This window comes from Rhodoferax sp. UBA5149 (genome assembly GCF_002413825.1).
Lineage (GTDB): Bacteria > Pseudomonadota > Gammaproteobacteria > Burkholderiales > Burkholderiaceae_C > Rhodoferax.
This window is the reverse complement of record NZ_DHXT01000140.1, coordinates 8322-23255: the sequence shown is the minus strand read 5'-3', so window position 1 is coordinate 23255 and position 14934 is coordinate 8322. Positions and strand designations below refer to the sequence as shown.

Annotated in this window: 13 protein-coding genes; 6 read left to right on the top strand and 7 right to left on the bottom strand. The window is 59.2% G+C overall.

Annotation, left to right across the window (positions count from 1 at the left end; translation table 11 throughout):
• Window positions 1-159: 159 nt before the first annotated feature.
• On the bottom strand, window positions 160-942 hold the full coding sequence (gene aroD / locus B3V69_RS12060; protein WP_296446854.1) for a type I 3-dehydroquinate dehydratase: 783 nt from the start codon (window positions 940-942) through the stop codon (window positions 160-162).
• A 158-nt stretch (window positions 943-1100) separates the two neighbouring features.
• Here aroD and B3V69_RS12055 point away from each other — a divergent pair, with 158 nt between their 5' ends.
• The gene (locus tag B3V69_RS12055) at window positions 1101-1706 is read left to right on the top strand and encodes an EcsC family protein (protein ID WP_296446852.1); all 606 of its coding nucleotides are present in this window, start codon (window positions 1101-1103) and stop codon (window positions 1704-1706) included.
• A 185-nt stretch (window positions 1707-1891) separates the two neighbouring features.
• Here the strand turns inward: B3V69_RS12055 and B3V69_RS12050 are convergent, their stop codons facing one another.
• Together B3V69_RS12050 and dinG are read right to left on the bottom strand one after the other, a co-directional pair.
• The gene (locus tag B3V69_RS12050; RefSeq protein WP_296446851.1) at window positions 1892-2212 is read right to left on the bottom strand and encodes a hypothetical protein; all 321 of its coding nucleotides are present in this window, start codon (window positions 2210-2212) and stop codon (window positions 1892-1894) included.
• Between the two features lie 55 nt (window positions 2213-2267).
• Window positions 2268-4412 (bottom strand): ATP-dependent DNA helicase DinG, encoded by a 2145-nt coding sequence (gene dinG / locus B3V69_RS12045; RefSeq protein ID WP_296446849.1) that lies wholly within the window; start codon window positions 4410-4412, stop codon window positions 2268-2270.
• A gap of 249 nt (window positions 4413-4661) precedes the next feature.
• On the opposite strand from dinG, the gene B3V69_RS12040 reads away from it, so the two are divergent.
• Together B3V69_RS12040 and B3V69_RS12035 are read left to right on the top strand one after the other, a co-directional pair.
• Window positions 4662-5114 carry a CHRD domain-containing protein gene (locus B3V69_RS12040; protein WP_296446847.1) on the top strand — a complete coding sequence of 151 codons (453 nt, stop codon included), beginning with the start codon at window positions 4662-4664 and terminating at the stop codon, window positions 5112-5114.
• 80 nt (window positions 5115-5194) lie between these two features.
• Window positions 5195-6715, top strand: a complete 1521-nt coding sequence (locus tag B3V69_RS12035) for a Ppx/GppA phosphatase family protein (RefSeq protein ID WP_296446845.1) — start codon at window positions 5195-5197, stop codon at window positions 6713-6715.
• On the opposite strand, the gene B3V69_RS12030 is transcribed toward B3V69_RS12035, so the two are convergent.
• Window positions 6702-8444 carry a phosphodiesterase gene (locus B3V69_RS12030; protein ID WP_296446842.1) on the bottom strand — a complete coding sequence of 581 codons (1743 nt, stop codon included), beginning with the start codon at window positions 8442-8444 and terminating at the stop codon, window positions 6702-6704. The two genes, B3V69_RS12035 and B3V69_RS12030, sit on opposite strands and share 14 nt — an antisense overlap.
• Before the next feature lie 11 nt (window positions 8445-8455).
• On the opposite strand from B3V69_RS12030, the gene B3V69_RS12025 reads away from it, so the two are divergent.
• Window positions 8456-8749: a hypothetical protein gene (locus tag B3V69_RS12025; protein ID WP_296446839.1), complete on the top strand. Its 294-nt coding sequence runs from the start codon at window positions 8456-8458 to the stop codon at window positions 8747-8749.
• Entirely contained in the window at window positions 8746-9255 is a 510-nt protein-coding gene (locus tag B3V69_RS12020; RefSeq protein ID WP_296446837.1) for a hypothetical protein, read from the top strand. Before B3V69_RS12025 ends, B3V69_RS12020 begins: the two co-directional genes overlap by 4 nt.
• 44 nt (window positions 9256-9299) lie before the next feature.
• Here the strand turns inward: B3V69_RS12020 and sixA are convergent, their stop codons facing one another.
• Complete coding sequence (gene sixA / locus B3V69_RS12015; RefSeq protein ID WP_296446835.1) at window positions 9300-9761, bottom strand: phosphohistidine phosphatase SixA; 462 nt, start codon at window positions 9759-9761, stop codon at window positions 9300-9302.
• 1 nt (window position 9762) lies between these two features.
• Window positions 9763-11865 (bottom strand): polyphosphate kinase 1, encoded by a 2103-nt coding sequence (ppk1, locus tag B3V69_RS12010; protein ID WP_296446834.1) that lies wholly within the window; start codon window positions 11863-11865, stop codon window positions 9763-9765.
• Window positions 11866-12055: 190 nt separating this feature from the next.
• Here ppk1 and B3V69_RS12005 point away from each other — a divergent pair, with 190 nt between their 5' ends.
• A complete protein-coding gene (locus tag B3V69_RS12005; protein WP_296446832.1) occupies window positions 12056-14269 on the top strand; it encodes a SulP family inorganic anion transporter in 2214 nt (737 codons plus the stop codon).
• A gap of 49 nt (window positions 14270-14318) precedes the next feature.
• On the opposite strand, the gene B3V69_RS12000 is transcribed toward B3V69_RS12005, so the two are convergent.
• On the bottom strand, window positions 14319-14934 hold a 616-nt coding region (locus B3V69_RS12000; RefSeq protein WP_296446830.1), incomplete at its 5' end, for a GNAT family N-acetyltransferase.

The window sequence follows — 14934 nt, the reverse complement described above, 5'->3', positions numbered from 1 at the left end:
TGAAAGTTCACGCCGAGCTATGGCTCTACCGCATCGGCGGCTATCTGCTGATCAACGTCATGGATGACCCCGCCTGGTTGGCACTGATGTTTTGCTAGCCCCGGTGTGTGCCCCATGCTGCCTGCTACCAGCGCGCCCCACGCGTCGCATCAACAGCGACTACGTTCCCGCCATCGACTTCTGGAGAATACCGAGCACGGTATTGAGGTCTTCGATCGGCACCTGGCCGGGTGCTGAACTGCTGGCGCCGACCGCGAACGTCAAGGCCGAGCCGAAGGCCCCGCCGAACAGGCGCGTCAGTGAGCCGTAGCCGCCCATCGACATGCTGATCAACGGGATTTTCAGCTTTTGGCTGGACTTCAAGGTCGCCGTCAAAAGCGTCAGTACATCCTCCAGATTGCGTGGCACGACCGCCACTTTCGCGATGTCGGCCCCGAGTTGCTCGGCCTCAAGAAATCGCTGATTGAGCAATTCCAGTCCCGGTGTAAATGAAAAATTATGAAATGACAGAATCAACTTCGTGTCATTCACCTTCGAGACTTCACGCACGCGCCGGACATGCGCTGCATCGTTGCTCATTTCGAAATCGACGATATCGGCACAGCGGCTCTCGCACACGGCCTGATAGAGCGCCACAACCTCATCTTCAGACAAAGCAATTTTTTCGCCGCCCTCTTTGACCGAGCGCCGGGTGAACACCAGAGGAATGCCGCCGGCGGCCTGCCGGATGCTGGCCGCCACGCTGATCACTTCAGCGGGCTTGCCAATGTTTTCAAAAAAATCGACACGCCACTCCAGGATGTCGGGCTTCTTGGCGAGCACCAGTTGCACTTCGGACAGAATTTTGTCCCGCGTGCGCCCGACCAGCGGGGTGCAGACGAGTGGGAATTTTCCACCGCCCAGCGGCGTCCCATGTAGTTCAATTGGCTTACCCATTTGCATGTCAATGTTCTCCGAAATTAATTCCTCGCGCCGATTCGGCGCGCGCAAGCACTTGGACTACTTTACTTGAATTAACAGGGCGCTGATTCAGCGCTGCGGGCCCGACACCAACCCGGACCTGGGCCGACGCACGCCCAAGCGCGAGATAATTGCCCACCATGCCGAAAAACGCGGTTACCACCCTTGCATCACACCCAGACCCGAGCCACAAAGTGGGCGACGCCATTCTGGATCTGGTGTTGCGCGTGCCCGCGTCCAGCGAAAGCAAACTTGCGCAACCCGAGGAGCGGGCCCGGGCTCTTGGCCGCAGCGCCGCCCGGCAAGCCAGCCTGATGGCCGCGTCGCTCGCCTTGCCACCGGGTTTTTTGGGCTGGCTGACGATACTGCCCGAACTGGTGGGGGTGTGGAAGCTGCAGGCGCAAATGGTGTCGGACATCGCCTCGGTCTATGGCAAGAGCGCCGCGCTGGGCCGTGAGCAAATGATTTACTGCCTGTTCAAGCATGTGTCAGCACAGCTTTTTCGCGATGTCGTGGTGCGTGTGGGTGAGCGTTATGTGGTCAAGGCCGCCTCGCTGGCTTTTATCCAGTCTGCGGCGCGCACGCTGGGTGTCAAAGTCACGAGAAACATCATCGGCAAGAGCGTTTCGCGCTTCATACCGCTGATCGGCGCCGTGGGTGTCGGCGCCTACGCGTACTTTGATACCAGCCAGGTGGCGAACACGGCGATTGAGCTGTTTTCCAATGACATCGTCATCGACATATAAGTAAAATAGGCCCCCAGCCCCCGTAGGATATGCGCAAGCAGCTATCAATTAAATAGCATACACACAAGCAACATGAGGCGCGAGTGGGGCGGATGTCGGGCGCGACATCAAAAAGTCCGAAGGACTTGGAGCGCCCGGCATCCGCCCCACTCGCGCCGGGTCAAAGCCAACACAGCCCGACCAGCCTAGCGCTCCGGCTGTTTGATTTCCTTGATTTCAATAACTTCCTTGATTTCCGCATCAATCACATCGGCGTCATTGCGCTGGGGCGAGTGACCTTGCCCCGGCGCACGGTAAAAGCGGTTCCACACCGCCTGACGATTGATCTGAAACGTCCAGGGACCCACCGGTTGGCCCGTCAAACGGGCCCAGAGCGCCCGAAGCAGCCAGACCGCCAGCACCAGCAACGCGACCGTGAGCATACTGGCCAGAAAAACCAGCCCCGCCAGCAAAAACACCACCCGAAAAATCAAGCCAAAAACCGTTCTCACCATCTGGTTCAACATGGAACTCCTTCACTGACAACACAACTGTGGCCCATCACGCAAAATGCAAGACCGATCAAACCGCCAAGGCCACGCCGCCGACCCGGCGCGACACCGCATACGGCGGCAAGCCCTGCAGCATGCGCCGCCCGAACGCCATCCGCAGCAGGCGCCGGTCATAACAAATCACGGTGGCGTGGTCGTCCTCGGTGCGAATCGCCCGGCCCGTCCATTGCAGCAGCTTGATGCCGGTGGCCGGCACCACCAGCTCGGAAAACGGATCACGCCCGACGCTCTTGAGCCACTCGGAACGGGCTTCCTCCACCGGGTCGGACGGCGGACTGAACGGCAACTTGGCGATGAACACCGTCTCGCACAGCTTGCCCGGCAAATCCAGGCCTTCGCCAAACGACTGCAAGCCGAAAATCACCGACGGCAGCCCGGCCTCGATCCGCGCCTGATGCGTTGCCAACAGGCGGCCCCGCGCCATTTGGCCCTGCACCAGCACCACTTCCTGCAAAGCGGCGCCCAGCGCATCCACCGCCGCCTTCATCTGCACGCGCGAGGTGAACAGCACCAGAGCGCCATGCGCGACCTGGCTCAAATCGGACAGCAGCTCCCCCACCATCTCCAGCGTGTAGGCCTCGGCGTTCTTCGGGTCGGCGGCGGTCTCCACCACAATGAGTTCGCCCTGGGTTTGATAGTTGAAAGGACTCTCGACTTCCAGGGTTGATACATGCGGGAGCTTGACCAGCCCGGCTTCCTGTAAAAAATAGTCAAAACTGCCGCAACTGGTGAGTGAGGCCGAGGTGATGACAGCCCCGCGCACCTGGCTCCACAGCGATTGACGCAGCAGGTCGCCCGGCACGATCGGGCACGCGTGGGCGGTCAAAAAGACCAGACCCGAACTGGTATCGGATTGGAGCCACTTGGCCAGCGGTTGCGGGCCGTGCGCCAGCAGCAGGCTGCTGGTTTCCACCACGCTGCCCAGCTTGGGCGCCAATTGCCCCAATTTGGCGTACATCAGCGAACAGCTCACCGCTTGCGACGGGTCTTCCTTGGCCAGCAGTTTCACCTCGGCACCGAGCGCCTCCAGCGCTTTGGACAGGCCGGTTGCGTGGCCCTGAATCAGGGTCATGGGGTCGCGCCAGGCCTCGGGCAGCACGCCCATTTTGAAACGATGGACGCCGTCATAGCCACTGCTGGTGACCTTGAGCAAGTCCATCACCATCCGGCCCACGTCAAACAGCGCGGCTTTGAGTTGCTGCGCCAGCGTGCTGACGTCTTGCGCGAGTTCCACGTGTATTTTTTCGCCCACCTCCTGCAAGGTCTTGGGCAATTTGTCGAGCCAACGCAGGCTGGACAAATCCATGCTGCTGGCGAACTGGTCCAGCGCCACGGCGGGCAGGTGATGCCCCTCGTCAAACACCACCAGGCATTTGTCCAGCTCGGGTAGCGCCTTCATGCCGAGCGATGCCAGCACCAGATCGTGGTTGGCCACGATGACCTGGGCCTCGGCCAGTTTGGTGCGGGCGTCGTAGTAACTGCACTCCCTGAAACGCGGGCAATGGCGAGCGGTGCAGGTGTGACGCTCAGCGGCCACGGCAGACCAGTCCCGGGGCTCAGGTTGCTCGGCCAGCTTGTCGCGGTCGCCGTCCCATTTGCCGCTGGCCAGGGCCACGGCCAGTGATTCATAGAGCTTCATGCGGCGCTCCTCGGGGTCCTCACCCTGCAACTGTTTGGCAAACGCACCGCGCGGCGGCGGCAGGTCTTCATCGGCCTCAAACAAATCGTCCCCGGCCTCGCCGGCACCCGCCAGCCGCTCCAGCTTGAGCTTGCACACGTAGCGGCCCCGCCCCTTGGCCAGCGCAAAAACAAAGGGCGTCTCCAGCACGGCGGCCAGGGCCGGCAGGTCTTTGGTCATCAGCTGCTCCTGCAGGGCCACCGTGGCGGTCGAGATGACGACCCGGGTCTTGAGCGAAAGCGCCATGGCCACGGTGGTGGACAGGTAGGCCGCCGACTTGCCGACACCGGTGCCAGCCTGGATGACGGTGATGGCTTTGCCGGGGTCGGGGTGTTCGCCCAGCGTCACACCCGACAAGGCACTGGCAATGCGTTGCGCCATTTCACGCTGGCCCGGGCGCGAGCGAAAGCCCGAGGTCGCATCCACCATCTGGTCAAAGGCGGCCAGCGACAAGTTGGCCAGCGCGTCAGCGCTCAAGAGACATACCCATTGTTTTGTTTCATTAATTTGATCTGCACAGCCTCCATTACACCGCCTTCATGATTTCAGTTCCTCCGACTGGCAAGACTATTGCTATAAAAATAATAGCTGCTTTCGCAGTAATGACGAGGGCTAATGGCATATTTTGTTACAAATAAACGGCAGAAAAAACGGACGGCCAGGCGCCTTGGCCCCTACACTCGGACCGAAATTTCGATCATTCCAAATATTCGGAAGACGTTCACAATGCGTTTTTACCTTGCCATGCGATCCGTGCTCGCCACCACCGCCATTACCTTTGCCCTGGCCGGCTGCAGCGTACTGCGGCCCGACGCCCATCTGGCGGCATTCAGTACCCAGATGACGGGCCTGAACGAGGTGCCGCGCGCGAGCACCCCGGCTACCGGCCGGGTCGACGCCGTGTTGGACAAAAACACCCGGCTGTTCCGCTGGAAGCTGTCGTTTACCGGCCTGAGTGGCCCGGCCACGGCCGGCCACTTTCATGGCCCGGCCGCTATCGGCAGCAACGCGAGCGTCGCCCTGCCCTTCAAAGGCCCGGTCACCAGCCCCCTGGAAGGTCAGGCAACGTTGACCCCGGCACAGGCGGCGGACCTGTTGGCTGGAAAATGGTACGTCAACATTCACACCACAGCCCACCCCGGCGGGGAAATTCGGGGACAGATGATTTTGCGGGAGTAAGGCCCTTGAAAATGTGAACTCGCCGCTGGACGGGATCGCCAATGCTATGCTGGGCACTGAAAAAACAGGAAACATGACTGATGCAAGATGGAACTCGCCTGGCCGCCGTAGATTTGGGATCCAACAGCTTTCGCCTTGAAATTGGCCGTATTGATCACGGTCAGTTTTTCCGCACTGAGTACTTGAAGGAAACGGTTCGCCAGGGCAACGGTCTGGACGACGATCGCAATCTGACGCCCGAAGCCATGCAGCGGGGTTGGGATTGTCTGGCACGTTTTGGCGAGCGTCTGGCCGGTTTCAACAGCGCCGAAGTGCGCGCCGTGGCAACACAGACCTTGCGTGAAGCACGTAACCGTGACGAATTTTTGGTTCGCGCCAATGACGTGCTGGGTTTCCCCATCGACGTCATCTCCGGTCGTGAAGAAGCGCGACTGATTTACCAGGGGGTGGCCCACGCACTCCCGCAAGGGAACGAGCGCCGTCTGGTAATTGACATTGGCGGGCGCTCTACCGAGCTCATTTTGGGTCAGGGTTTTGAGCCAAAAGTGATGGAATCCTACCGGGTCGGCAGCACGGCATGGTCCACGCGCTACTTCCCGGACGGCCAGTTCTCAAAACACGCTTTTCAAATGGCCGAAATTGCGGCCAAGGCGGTGTTGGACGAAGCACTCAATGCGTACCGGCGCGACGCCTGGGACATCGCTTACGGCTCGGCTGGCACCGTGGGTGCGGTCGGCGATGTATTGGCCGCCGCAGGTTGGCCCACAGGCTCGGTCAGTCGGGAAGGCCTGGACTGGCTGCAGGACAAGCTGCTCAACGCGCAAAGCGCCGACCGCCTGCGCCTGGCTGGCATGCGGGATGACCGGCGTTCCATCATTGGCGGGGGCTTAAGCATTTTGCGGGCGGTTTTCGACCTGCTGCAAGTCGATCAAATGCAACAGGCCACCGGCGGCCTGCGGCACGGACTCATATTTGACTTGATTGGCAGCACCAAGGACCAGACCGATGTGCGTTCCAAGTCGGTCCAACGGCTTGTCGTTAAATTCGGCGCCGACCCGGTTCATGGCCTGCGCGTCGGCAAGGTCGCCAACTATTTGTTTGCTCAGCTCCAGACCGAAACAGCAACGCCAGATAACCCACCCGCGAACCTGACCGATGAACGGATGAACCGGAAACTGAACTGGGCTGCCCAACTGCATGATATAGGCAGCCATATCTCGCACAGCGATTACCACAAGCATGGCGCCTATATTCTGGACAATGCCGATGCCATGGGCTTCTCTTTGTCCGAGTTGCACAAGCTCAGTCTGCTGGTACTGGGGCACCGCGGAAAACTGCGCAAGCTGGAAGTGGACTTTGAAGACGAAATCTTCGTGCAACAGTTGCTCACCTTGCGCCTAGCCGTTATTTTGTGTCACGCCCGGCGCGACCCTGACTTGAATGGCCTGGTGTTGACGCGTGATCTGGAAAATGCCAACCGCTTTGTCCTCGGCTGCCGTGCCGGTTGGGCCCAAGCCTTCCCCCAATCGGCCCACCTGTTGCGCGAAGAGGTGCTGGCATGGCAGAAGACCCCCTGGTCACTGGCGCTCAGTGGGTGCTGAAATCCGCATTGTCCCGTATCAGCAAACCCTCACCATAGATCTTGGCATCGTGCTTGGCCCGCGCGGCGACAGACGCCACCTGTTCGGCACTGGAAAATTCATCGCGGTGAATTTTGACCGCGCCGATCGATATCGTGGTCAAAGGGAAAAATCTTGAAACGCCATGCCGGTCTTCCGCATGGATGCCACCCGCCTCGCGGGCCGACGCGTCAAACAACTCAATGGCGAGGTCCGCAAATTCGGCCACGAATCTCTGGCATTGCAACTCCCAGTTGGCACTCTGGTACAGAATAATGAAATCATCGCCGCCCACATGGCCTACAAAATCACGCTGCGGATCACAGTGTGCCAAGGCGAGCCTGGCCACCAGACGAATCATTTCGTCCCCGCGCCAATAGCCGTACTGGTCATTGAATGGTTTGAAATTATTCAAATCGGCATAGCAGGCGACAAATTCAACACCGCTGTTCAAGAGTCGCTCGATATGCTGGCTGATCGGAATATTGCCAGGTAGAAAGGTCAATGGGTTGGCGTGGCGCGCCGCCTCGATGCGGGTTTCCGTGACTGAGCGGACCAGCTGTTCGCCCGTCCCCAAGCCTTCATAACGGCCGTTGTCCGTCACAATAAAACCATCTGCCAGGTAGCGCTGGTCGTCCGAGGTGAGAATGCCGATCAACTCGTCAACATTGTGGTCACGTTCGATCAATCGGGGCTCGAGGTTGGCATGCACCATGCAGGGCTTTCGGCCCCATACCTCGCGGTAATAGAGCTTGCTGTATTCGTCCATGAAATGCGCGCGGTTGATGATCCCCACCGGCCGGGTGCCGTCAATGACGGCCACTGCATGCAGCTTGGTGTGAGTCAAGAACAGGTTCGCCAATTCATTGTTGGTGGTGGACAAGCCGACCGCTGGCGCTTCAAGCACCGCAATACGGCTGAGCGACCCGGCATGGGACGCCCGCCGCAGCTCGGGGAACACGGCAACCCTGCGGTCCCGCATCACATCCAGTGCCGTCGCCTCAATCTGCTCACGCGGCAGCAGTGCCGGGTGTCCCAGGAAATAGCCCTGTCCGTACGTGATACCGAGGTCACGCAAGACACGCAAGTCGTCTTCCGTCTCAATGCCTTCCGCCACCAGCGAAGTGTCAAAAATCGCGGCAATTTGCTGCAAGGCCTGAATCGTCTTGAGCTTGTCTGCGTGCTGGCTGATGTCCTTGGTGAAGTACTTGTCGATCTTCACAAACTCAGGCTTGAGTTGCGACCACAACCGAAGGCTTGACCGGCCATCGCCAAAATCGTCCAGCGCAAGTGACACGCCGGCTGAGCGGATTTCGCGCACCACACTCGCCAGGTAGTCCATGTCGGTGACCCGCTCATACTCGGTGATTTCGAGCACCAGCATGCGTGGCAAAACACCAAAACCACTGACCAGCTCCATCAGGGCGTCGCGTCCGCAGCGTTTCAGAACCTGCACCAGCACCTCGGCGCTGATATTCACAAACAGACGCCCTGATTCAAGGAGCGAGCCCCAGCGATCAAGCGCGACGCTGACACAGAAGTTCTCGAACTCAAAATTTAAGCTCTCATGTCCCGCTGCCACCAGCAACGCATCCGGCGCATGAAACGACGTGTCCTGCGGCCCCCTGATCAAGGCTTCATGAGAATAGACAGACCCATCGCGCAGCGACACGATCGGCTGAAACACGGGGTAGAGTCGGTTGTTGCGCATCAAGCCAGCCAATGGCCCGCGCCCTCGTCGCACCGCATTGGAGCGCATGGCTATTGGCATCGACCTGGCCCGTGCGCCATGTCTTCGTTCCAGATCAGTCGGATGATAAGACGCCATCGCAGGTAGTGCTGTTGTGGCGGCCAGTCGAACAATGCTCATTGGATATCAAGGGTCAAGAATTAGATGGCACCAGTTTAGAAATACCGAATGACATGGGTGTGACAGCTGGCGTGCACCCGCTTGACGATTTTCCAAAAAACGATATAAACTGTATAAATCGTTTATTTAAAGGAAACCCAGCATGACTGCCACCGAACAGAAAATCGCAACGACCAAAACACTGAAATCCGTCGCAGCCACCCCCGTTCCGGCCACGCTTGCCACGCCACCAGCGGCGCCGGCGCCGGTGGCGGTGGTCAAGGCGGCGTCCAAAGTAACCGCGAAACCCGTTACCAAGAAATCAGCTTCGATCGTTAAAGCCAAGGTCAAAGCACCGGCAAGAGCCGCCACCAAGGCATCCATCCAACCGCCGGCAAAACCGTTGGTGAAGCCCTTAGCCAAGCCAAAAGCCGAAAAACCAGTCAAGGCGAAAAAACCGAAACTGGTGCGTGACAGCTTTACCATCCCCAAGGCTGAATACACGGTACTGGATGAGCTCAAACAACGCGCCGGCAAACTGGCCAGTCCGGCCAAAAAGAGCGAGTTGATTCGTGCCGGTGTCAAGGCTTTGGCCGCGATGTCCGACATGGCGTTTCTGGCCGCTTTGAAGGCCGTTCCAGCCATCAAGACCGGACGCCCTTCAAAAGACTGATCCCCCCAAAACGCACCCGGAAGTGCTCCGGCAATATATATTGGCTAGAGCATTTCTGGCGACTGCACCGCGACCACCACGGTTTGGGAGAGCGCTTCGTGCTGCCGATTTCGCAACCACCAGACGGCGCCCTTTTTTACCGCGCATTCGGGGGCGCTCAAGCCCAGCAACTGGGCGATGGTCCGCCCCAAGGTGGGCTGATGGCCCAGCACCAGCACCGTACCCTTCGCCCCCGGCCATTGCACCAGCTCAAGCAACTGGGCCACATCGCCATCAGGCGCCAGCGCCGATCTAAGCTTGTATTTGCGACCCAGCGCCATCGCGGTTTGTTCGGTACGGCGCGAGGGGCTCACCAAGATGCGCGTACTTTCGGGCAACTGCCGGTCCAGCCAGCTCGCCATCCGCGCGGCCTGCTTTTCTCCACGCGAGGTGAGCGCGCGCGCCATGTCGTCGCAGCCTTCAACCCACTCCTGCGCCTCTGCGTGACGCCACAAGACGAGGTCCATATCAATTGCTCCTTGCGTCAACTTGTCCGGCGTAACGGGCCATCAAGGCGGCTTGCGCACCATGGGCCAATCGACGGCCTTCAGGCTTGACACGGGCGTAGGTGCCATCCGGCAACAAATCCCACGCGTCCACGCCGTCATGCAAATAGGCCACCAGGCACTCATCGACAATGCGCTGGCGCTGCACCGGGTCAGTCACCGGCCAAGCGAGTTCTACCCGGCGCATCATGTTGCGGTTCATCCAGTCCGCGCTGGACAGGTACAGCTCTGGCACATCGTCTTGGCAAAAGTAGAAAACCCGCGAGTGCTCCAGAAAACGGCCAATCACCGAACGAACACGGATGTTGTCGGTGACGCCCGGAATCTGGGCTGGCAACATGCAGGCACCGCGCACGATGAGGTCAATTTTGACGCCTTTTTGTCCGGCACGGATCAGCGCGTGAATGAGTGCCTCATCCGTCAACGCATTCATCTTGGCAACGATACGACCCGACCCGCCGGAAGCGGCTGCGGCGGCCAGGCCATCGATCTTTTCGATCAGCTTGGTGTGCAGATAAAACGGCGCCAACAGCACCCGGTTCAGCTTGGGCAAGCGGCTGTGACTGGCCAAATGAACGAACACATTTTCCACATCGGTGGTGAGTGCCACGTCCGCGGTCAGGTGGCTCCAGTCAGTGTACAAACGCGCGGTGCTGGGGTTGTAATTGCCGGTGGACAGGTGGGCGTAGCGCGTGAGCTGTTTGCCTTCGCTGCGGGTAATGAGCATCATCTTGGCGTGGGTCTTGAGCCCGACCACCCCGTACAAGACCTGAGCCCCAATCGACTCCAGCATCTCGGCCCAGTTGATGTTGGCTTCCTCGTCAAACCGGGCCTTCAACTCCACCACCACGGTCACTTCCTTGCCGCGACGCACCGCCTCGCGCAGCAGATCCATCAGCACGGAGTCACTACCGGTGCGGTAGATGGTTTGCTTGATCGCCAGCACCTGCGGGTCATTCACCGCTTCACGCAAAAATGCCAATACACCATCAAAACTCTCAAACGGCTGGTGCATCAAGACATCGCCCAGTTTGAGTTGATCAAAGAACGAAACACCCGGCGTCAGCTGCGTCGGATAACACGACTTGTAGAAAGGAAAGCACAGCTGCGGCGCATCCATCAGATCGACCAATTGAGTCAATCGAACCAGGTTGACCGGACCCGGGACACGGTACAGAGCCAGCTCCGGCAACTCGAACTGTTTGAGCAAAAAAGCGGACAGATACTCAGAACAACCGGCCGATACCTCAAGCCGCACCGCCTGACCAAAATGACGGTGCTCAAGGCCTTGGCGCAATGCCGTTCGCAAATTCTTGACGTCGTCTTCGTCCACCGCAAGGTCCGAGTGGCGGGTTACCCGAAACTGTGAAAATTGCCCGACCTCGCGACCCGGAAACAACTCCGTCAGATGCCCCCGAATCACACTGGACAAGGATACAAAAGAGTTACTTCCGCCAGAAATTTTGTCCGGCATGCGGATCATTCGCGGCAGAACGCGCGGCACTTTGACGATGGCAATATCGTTTTCACGCCCGAACGCATCGCGTCCGCCCAGGCGAACAATGAAATTGAGCGATTTGTTGGCCACTTGCGGAAACGGATGGGAGGGATCCAGCCCCACCGGAATCAACAAGGGACGAACTTCACGCTCGAAATATTGCTTGACCCAGCGCCGCTGCGCGCTGTCGCGGTCGCCGTGGGACACGATCCTGATGCCCTGCTTTTCAAGCGTGGGCATCAAGTCGTCGTTGTACAGCGCATACTGGCGCGCCACCAAGGTGTGCGCCGCGTCCGCCAGTCGGTTGAACGACTCGACCGTGTAGAGTCCTTTTTCGTCTTTGCTCTGGTTCGCGGCCAAATGCGGTTCGGCGCGAACTTCGAAAAACTCATCCAGATTGGAAGACACAATACACAGGTAGCGAAGCCGCTCCAGCAGAGGAACGTCCTTGCGATTGGCCCAATCCAGCACCCGCTCGTTGAAGGCAAGAATGCTGTGATCGCGATCAAGAAGTGCCACACTTGGCGAGGTTTGCGTCGACTTCGACTGTCGAAAAAGAGAATTCATGACGTCCGAATCTGTTTATTACAAATTGATGACTGATTGTTGACCGGTTTGATGACAATCGTGTGACAGAACACACCCGTGCGCCACAGTAGATGAATTACGCTCGTGCTTGTTCCAATTACCGATAGCAACGCCGCCTGTGCTGATCCGGCGACTGAGTGTTTCAACTGTTTTTTGAGTTCAAATAAACATGATTTCCAAGTCGACACTGTCCAACAAATTTAAGGCGCCCGGAGATTTCTGGGGCGGGCTGGCATCCATGTTGGTCGCCTTGCCGACCGCAGTGGCCTTCGGCGTCACGGTTTATTCGGCGATCAGCCCGCAGTATGCAGTTTTTGGGGCACTGGCCGGCATCCTCGGCGCCGCAGCGCTGGGCTTGATTGCACCTACCTTTGGCGGCACCGACCGCCTGATCAGCGCACCGTGCGCGCCCGCCGCGGCCGTGCTCTCGGCGTTCGCCATCGAACTGGTGAAACAGGGTGTCACGCCGTCGAGCATCGTCCTGCTACTGACGGTGCTCGGCATTTTGACCGGCCTGATCCAGATGTTTATCGGCTTTCTAGGCCTGGGCCGGATGATCAAATACATTCCCTATACCGTGGTGAGTGGTTATTTGAGCGGCGTCGGCCTCATCATCATTGGCAGCCAGATTCCCGGGTTTGTCGGCGTCTCCCCCAATACGGTATGGTGGAAAGCAGCGCTCTCACCGGAAATATGGGACCTGCGCAGCCTTGCGGTTGGCGTGGCAACTGTGCTGGTCGCATTGCTGGCACCAAAATTAACCAAGGCGGTTCCCAGCACCATTCTTGGCATCGTCGCCGGGGTTCTGGTGTACTTTGGTCTCGCCAGCAGCGACGCGACCATGATGACGCTCGCCGGCAACAAGCTGGTACTGGGTACCCTCGGTGCGTCCGGCGCGGGTTATGTCGGCACCATTACCGGGCGCTGGTCTGAAATCGGCGAATTGAAACTCACCCAGATCGCCCGACTCTTCGGCAGCGCGTTGACCCTGGCGGCCTTGCTGTCGATCGATACGCTGAAGACTTGCGTCGTCATCGACCAGATGACGCGCACGCGCCATGAACCCAATCGTGAACTGTTTGCGCAGGGCCTGGCGAATATCGTCTCGTCCGCGATCGGTGGCATTCCAGGCGCCGGTACCATGGGCGCGACCATGGTGAACCTCTCCAGCGGCGCGCAAACCCGTGTCTCAGGCATCGTTGAAGGTGTGCTGGTGCTGGTGGCTGCGCTGTTATTGAATACCTTTATCGCCTGGATTCCGATTGCCACGCTGGCGGGTATCCTGATCGTCATAGGCCTGCGCATGATCGACACCAAACCGCTGCGCTTTCTGGAGTCGCGCGCCACGGTGTTCGATTTTGCCGTCGTGGCCGTGGTCATTGCGGTGGCATTGACGGTCGGTCTGATCGCCGCGTCGGCGGCCGGTGTTGCCATGTCCATCCTGCTGTTCGTGCGCGAACAAGTCGGTGGTTCGGTGGTGCGGCACAAGACCTTTGTCAACCAGCGCTCGTCGACCTGGTATCGGCCCGAAGCCGAGATGCGCCTCCTCGCCCAGAAAGGGGACCAGGCCATCATTTTCGAACTGCAAGGCAGTCTTTTCTTCGGCACCACGTATGAACTTTACGCCGCGCTTGAACCGGAAATCAAGACCCGCGATTACATTTTGCTTGATCTGCGCCGGGTGCAATCGGTGGACATCACGGCCGCGCACATGCTCAATCAGGTACGCGACATGCTGCGCGAGCGCGGCGTGCCCCTGCTGATGAGCAATGTGCGCGAGCAGCTGCCCAATGGTCGCAATCTGCTGGCGTTTTTCAAACAGACCGGACTGATCGACGCCAGTGATGCGGTGCGGGTTTTTCCGACCATCGAGGCAGCGATTGAATGGATCGAGGATCGTCTGATCGGCGATATCGCGCAACCCGCGAACGAAGAGGTCCCCCTGAATTTGCAGGAAATGGATTTATTTCAAGGGCGCAAGGATGCGACCATCGCCGATCTGGAAGGACGCATGAAGCAGCGCACGGTCAAGGCCGGTGAACCCATTTACTCGATCGGCGATCAAGAACGGGAGCTCTATCTGATCCGGCGCGGCGCCGCTCGCATCATGGCGCCGATTAGCGGTAGCCGACAGTTGCACCATATCGCCACCTTCGGGCGCGGTGATTTTTTCGGTGGCCTGGCTTTTCTTGATGATCGCGCGCGCAGCGACAACGCAATCGCGCACACCGATATCGACTTGTACGTGCTGTCGCTTGAACAGTTCAACCAGTTGGCCGAAGACCACAAAAGACTGGCCTTTTTGCTGATCACCGCCATTTCCCGCACCCTCGCGCATCGTCTGCGACAAGCCGTCGGGGAGCGAACCTTGCTCCACGTGTAATTCGAGTTCTCTTTCAAGACCGGGGATCGTTGGGTTTGACCTGTTCGCCTCACATACCCAGGAAATGTTTGCGGTACCGGGGCGGCAAATCATGGATGCGCATCATCATGGGAAGGTCAGCCGTGTTGAAATCCGGGTCCCAGGCCGGTGCCCCCAGAACCTTGGCGCCCAGACGCAAGTAGCCTTTGATCAGTGCCGGTGGGTCCACGGTCAAGCTGCAGTCCAATCGATCCACTGGCAGCGGCAGGCGCGGGTGCACATGGTGTTCTATGGGCGCCAGGTGGCTGGCCTTGAGCTGCTGCCAGATACTGGCCGCCACATCACCGCTGACGATGCCGTTGTGCAGCATGGGAATGCTGGCGCAGCCGATCATGGTGTCGAGCTTGTTGCGCACCATAAACTCAGCCAGCGCGCCCCACAAGGCCATGATCACCCCGCCGTGGCGATAGTCCCGGTGTACACAGCTGCGCCCCAGTTCAACCATGCGCTCACGCAGGCCACGCAGACGCGTGAGGTCAAACTCGATATCGCTGTAGGTACTGCCCACGCGCCTGGCTTGCGCTGGCGTGAGAAGCCGGTACGTCCCGACCACTTCCTTCGTGACCTGATCGCGCACCAACAGATGCTCGCAGTAGTTATCGAACAAATCAACGTCATGCCCGGGC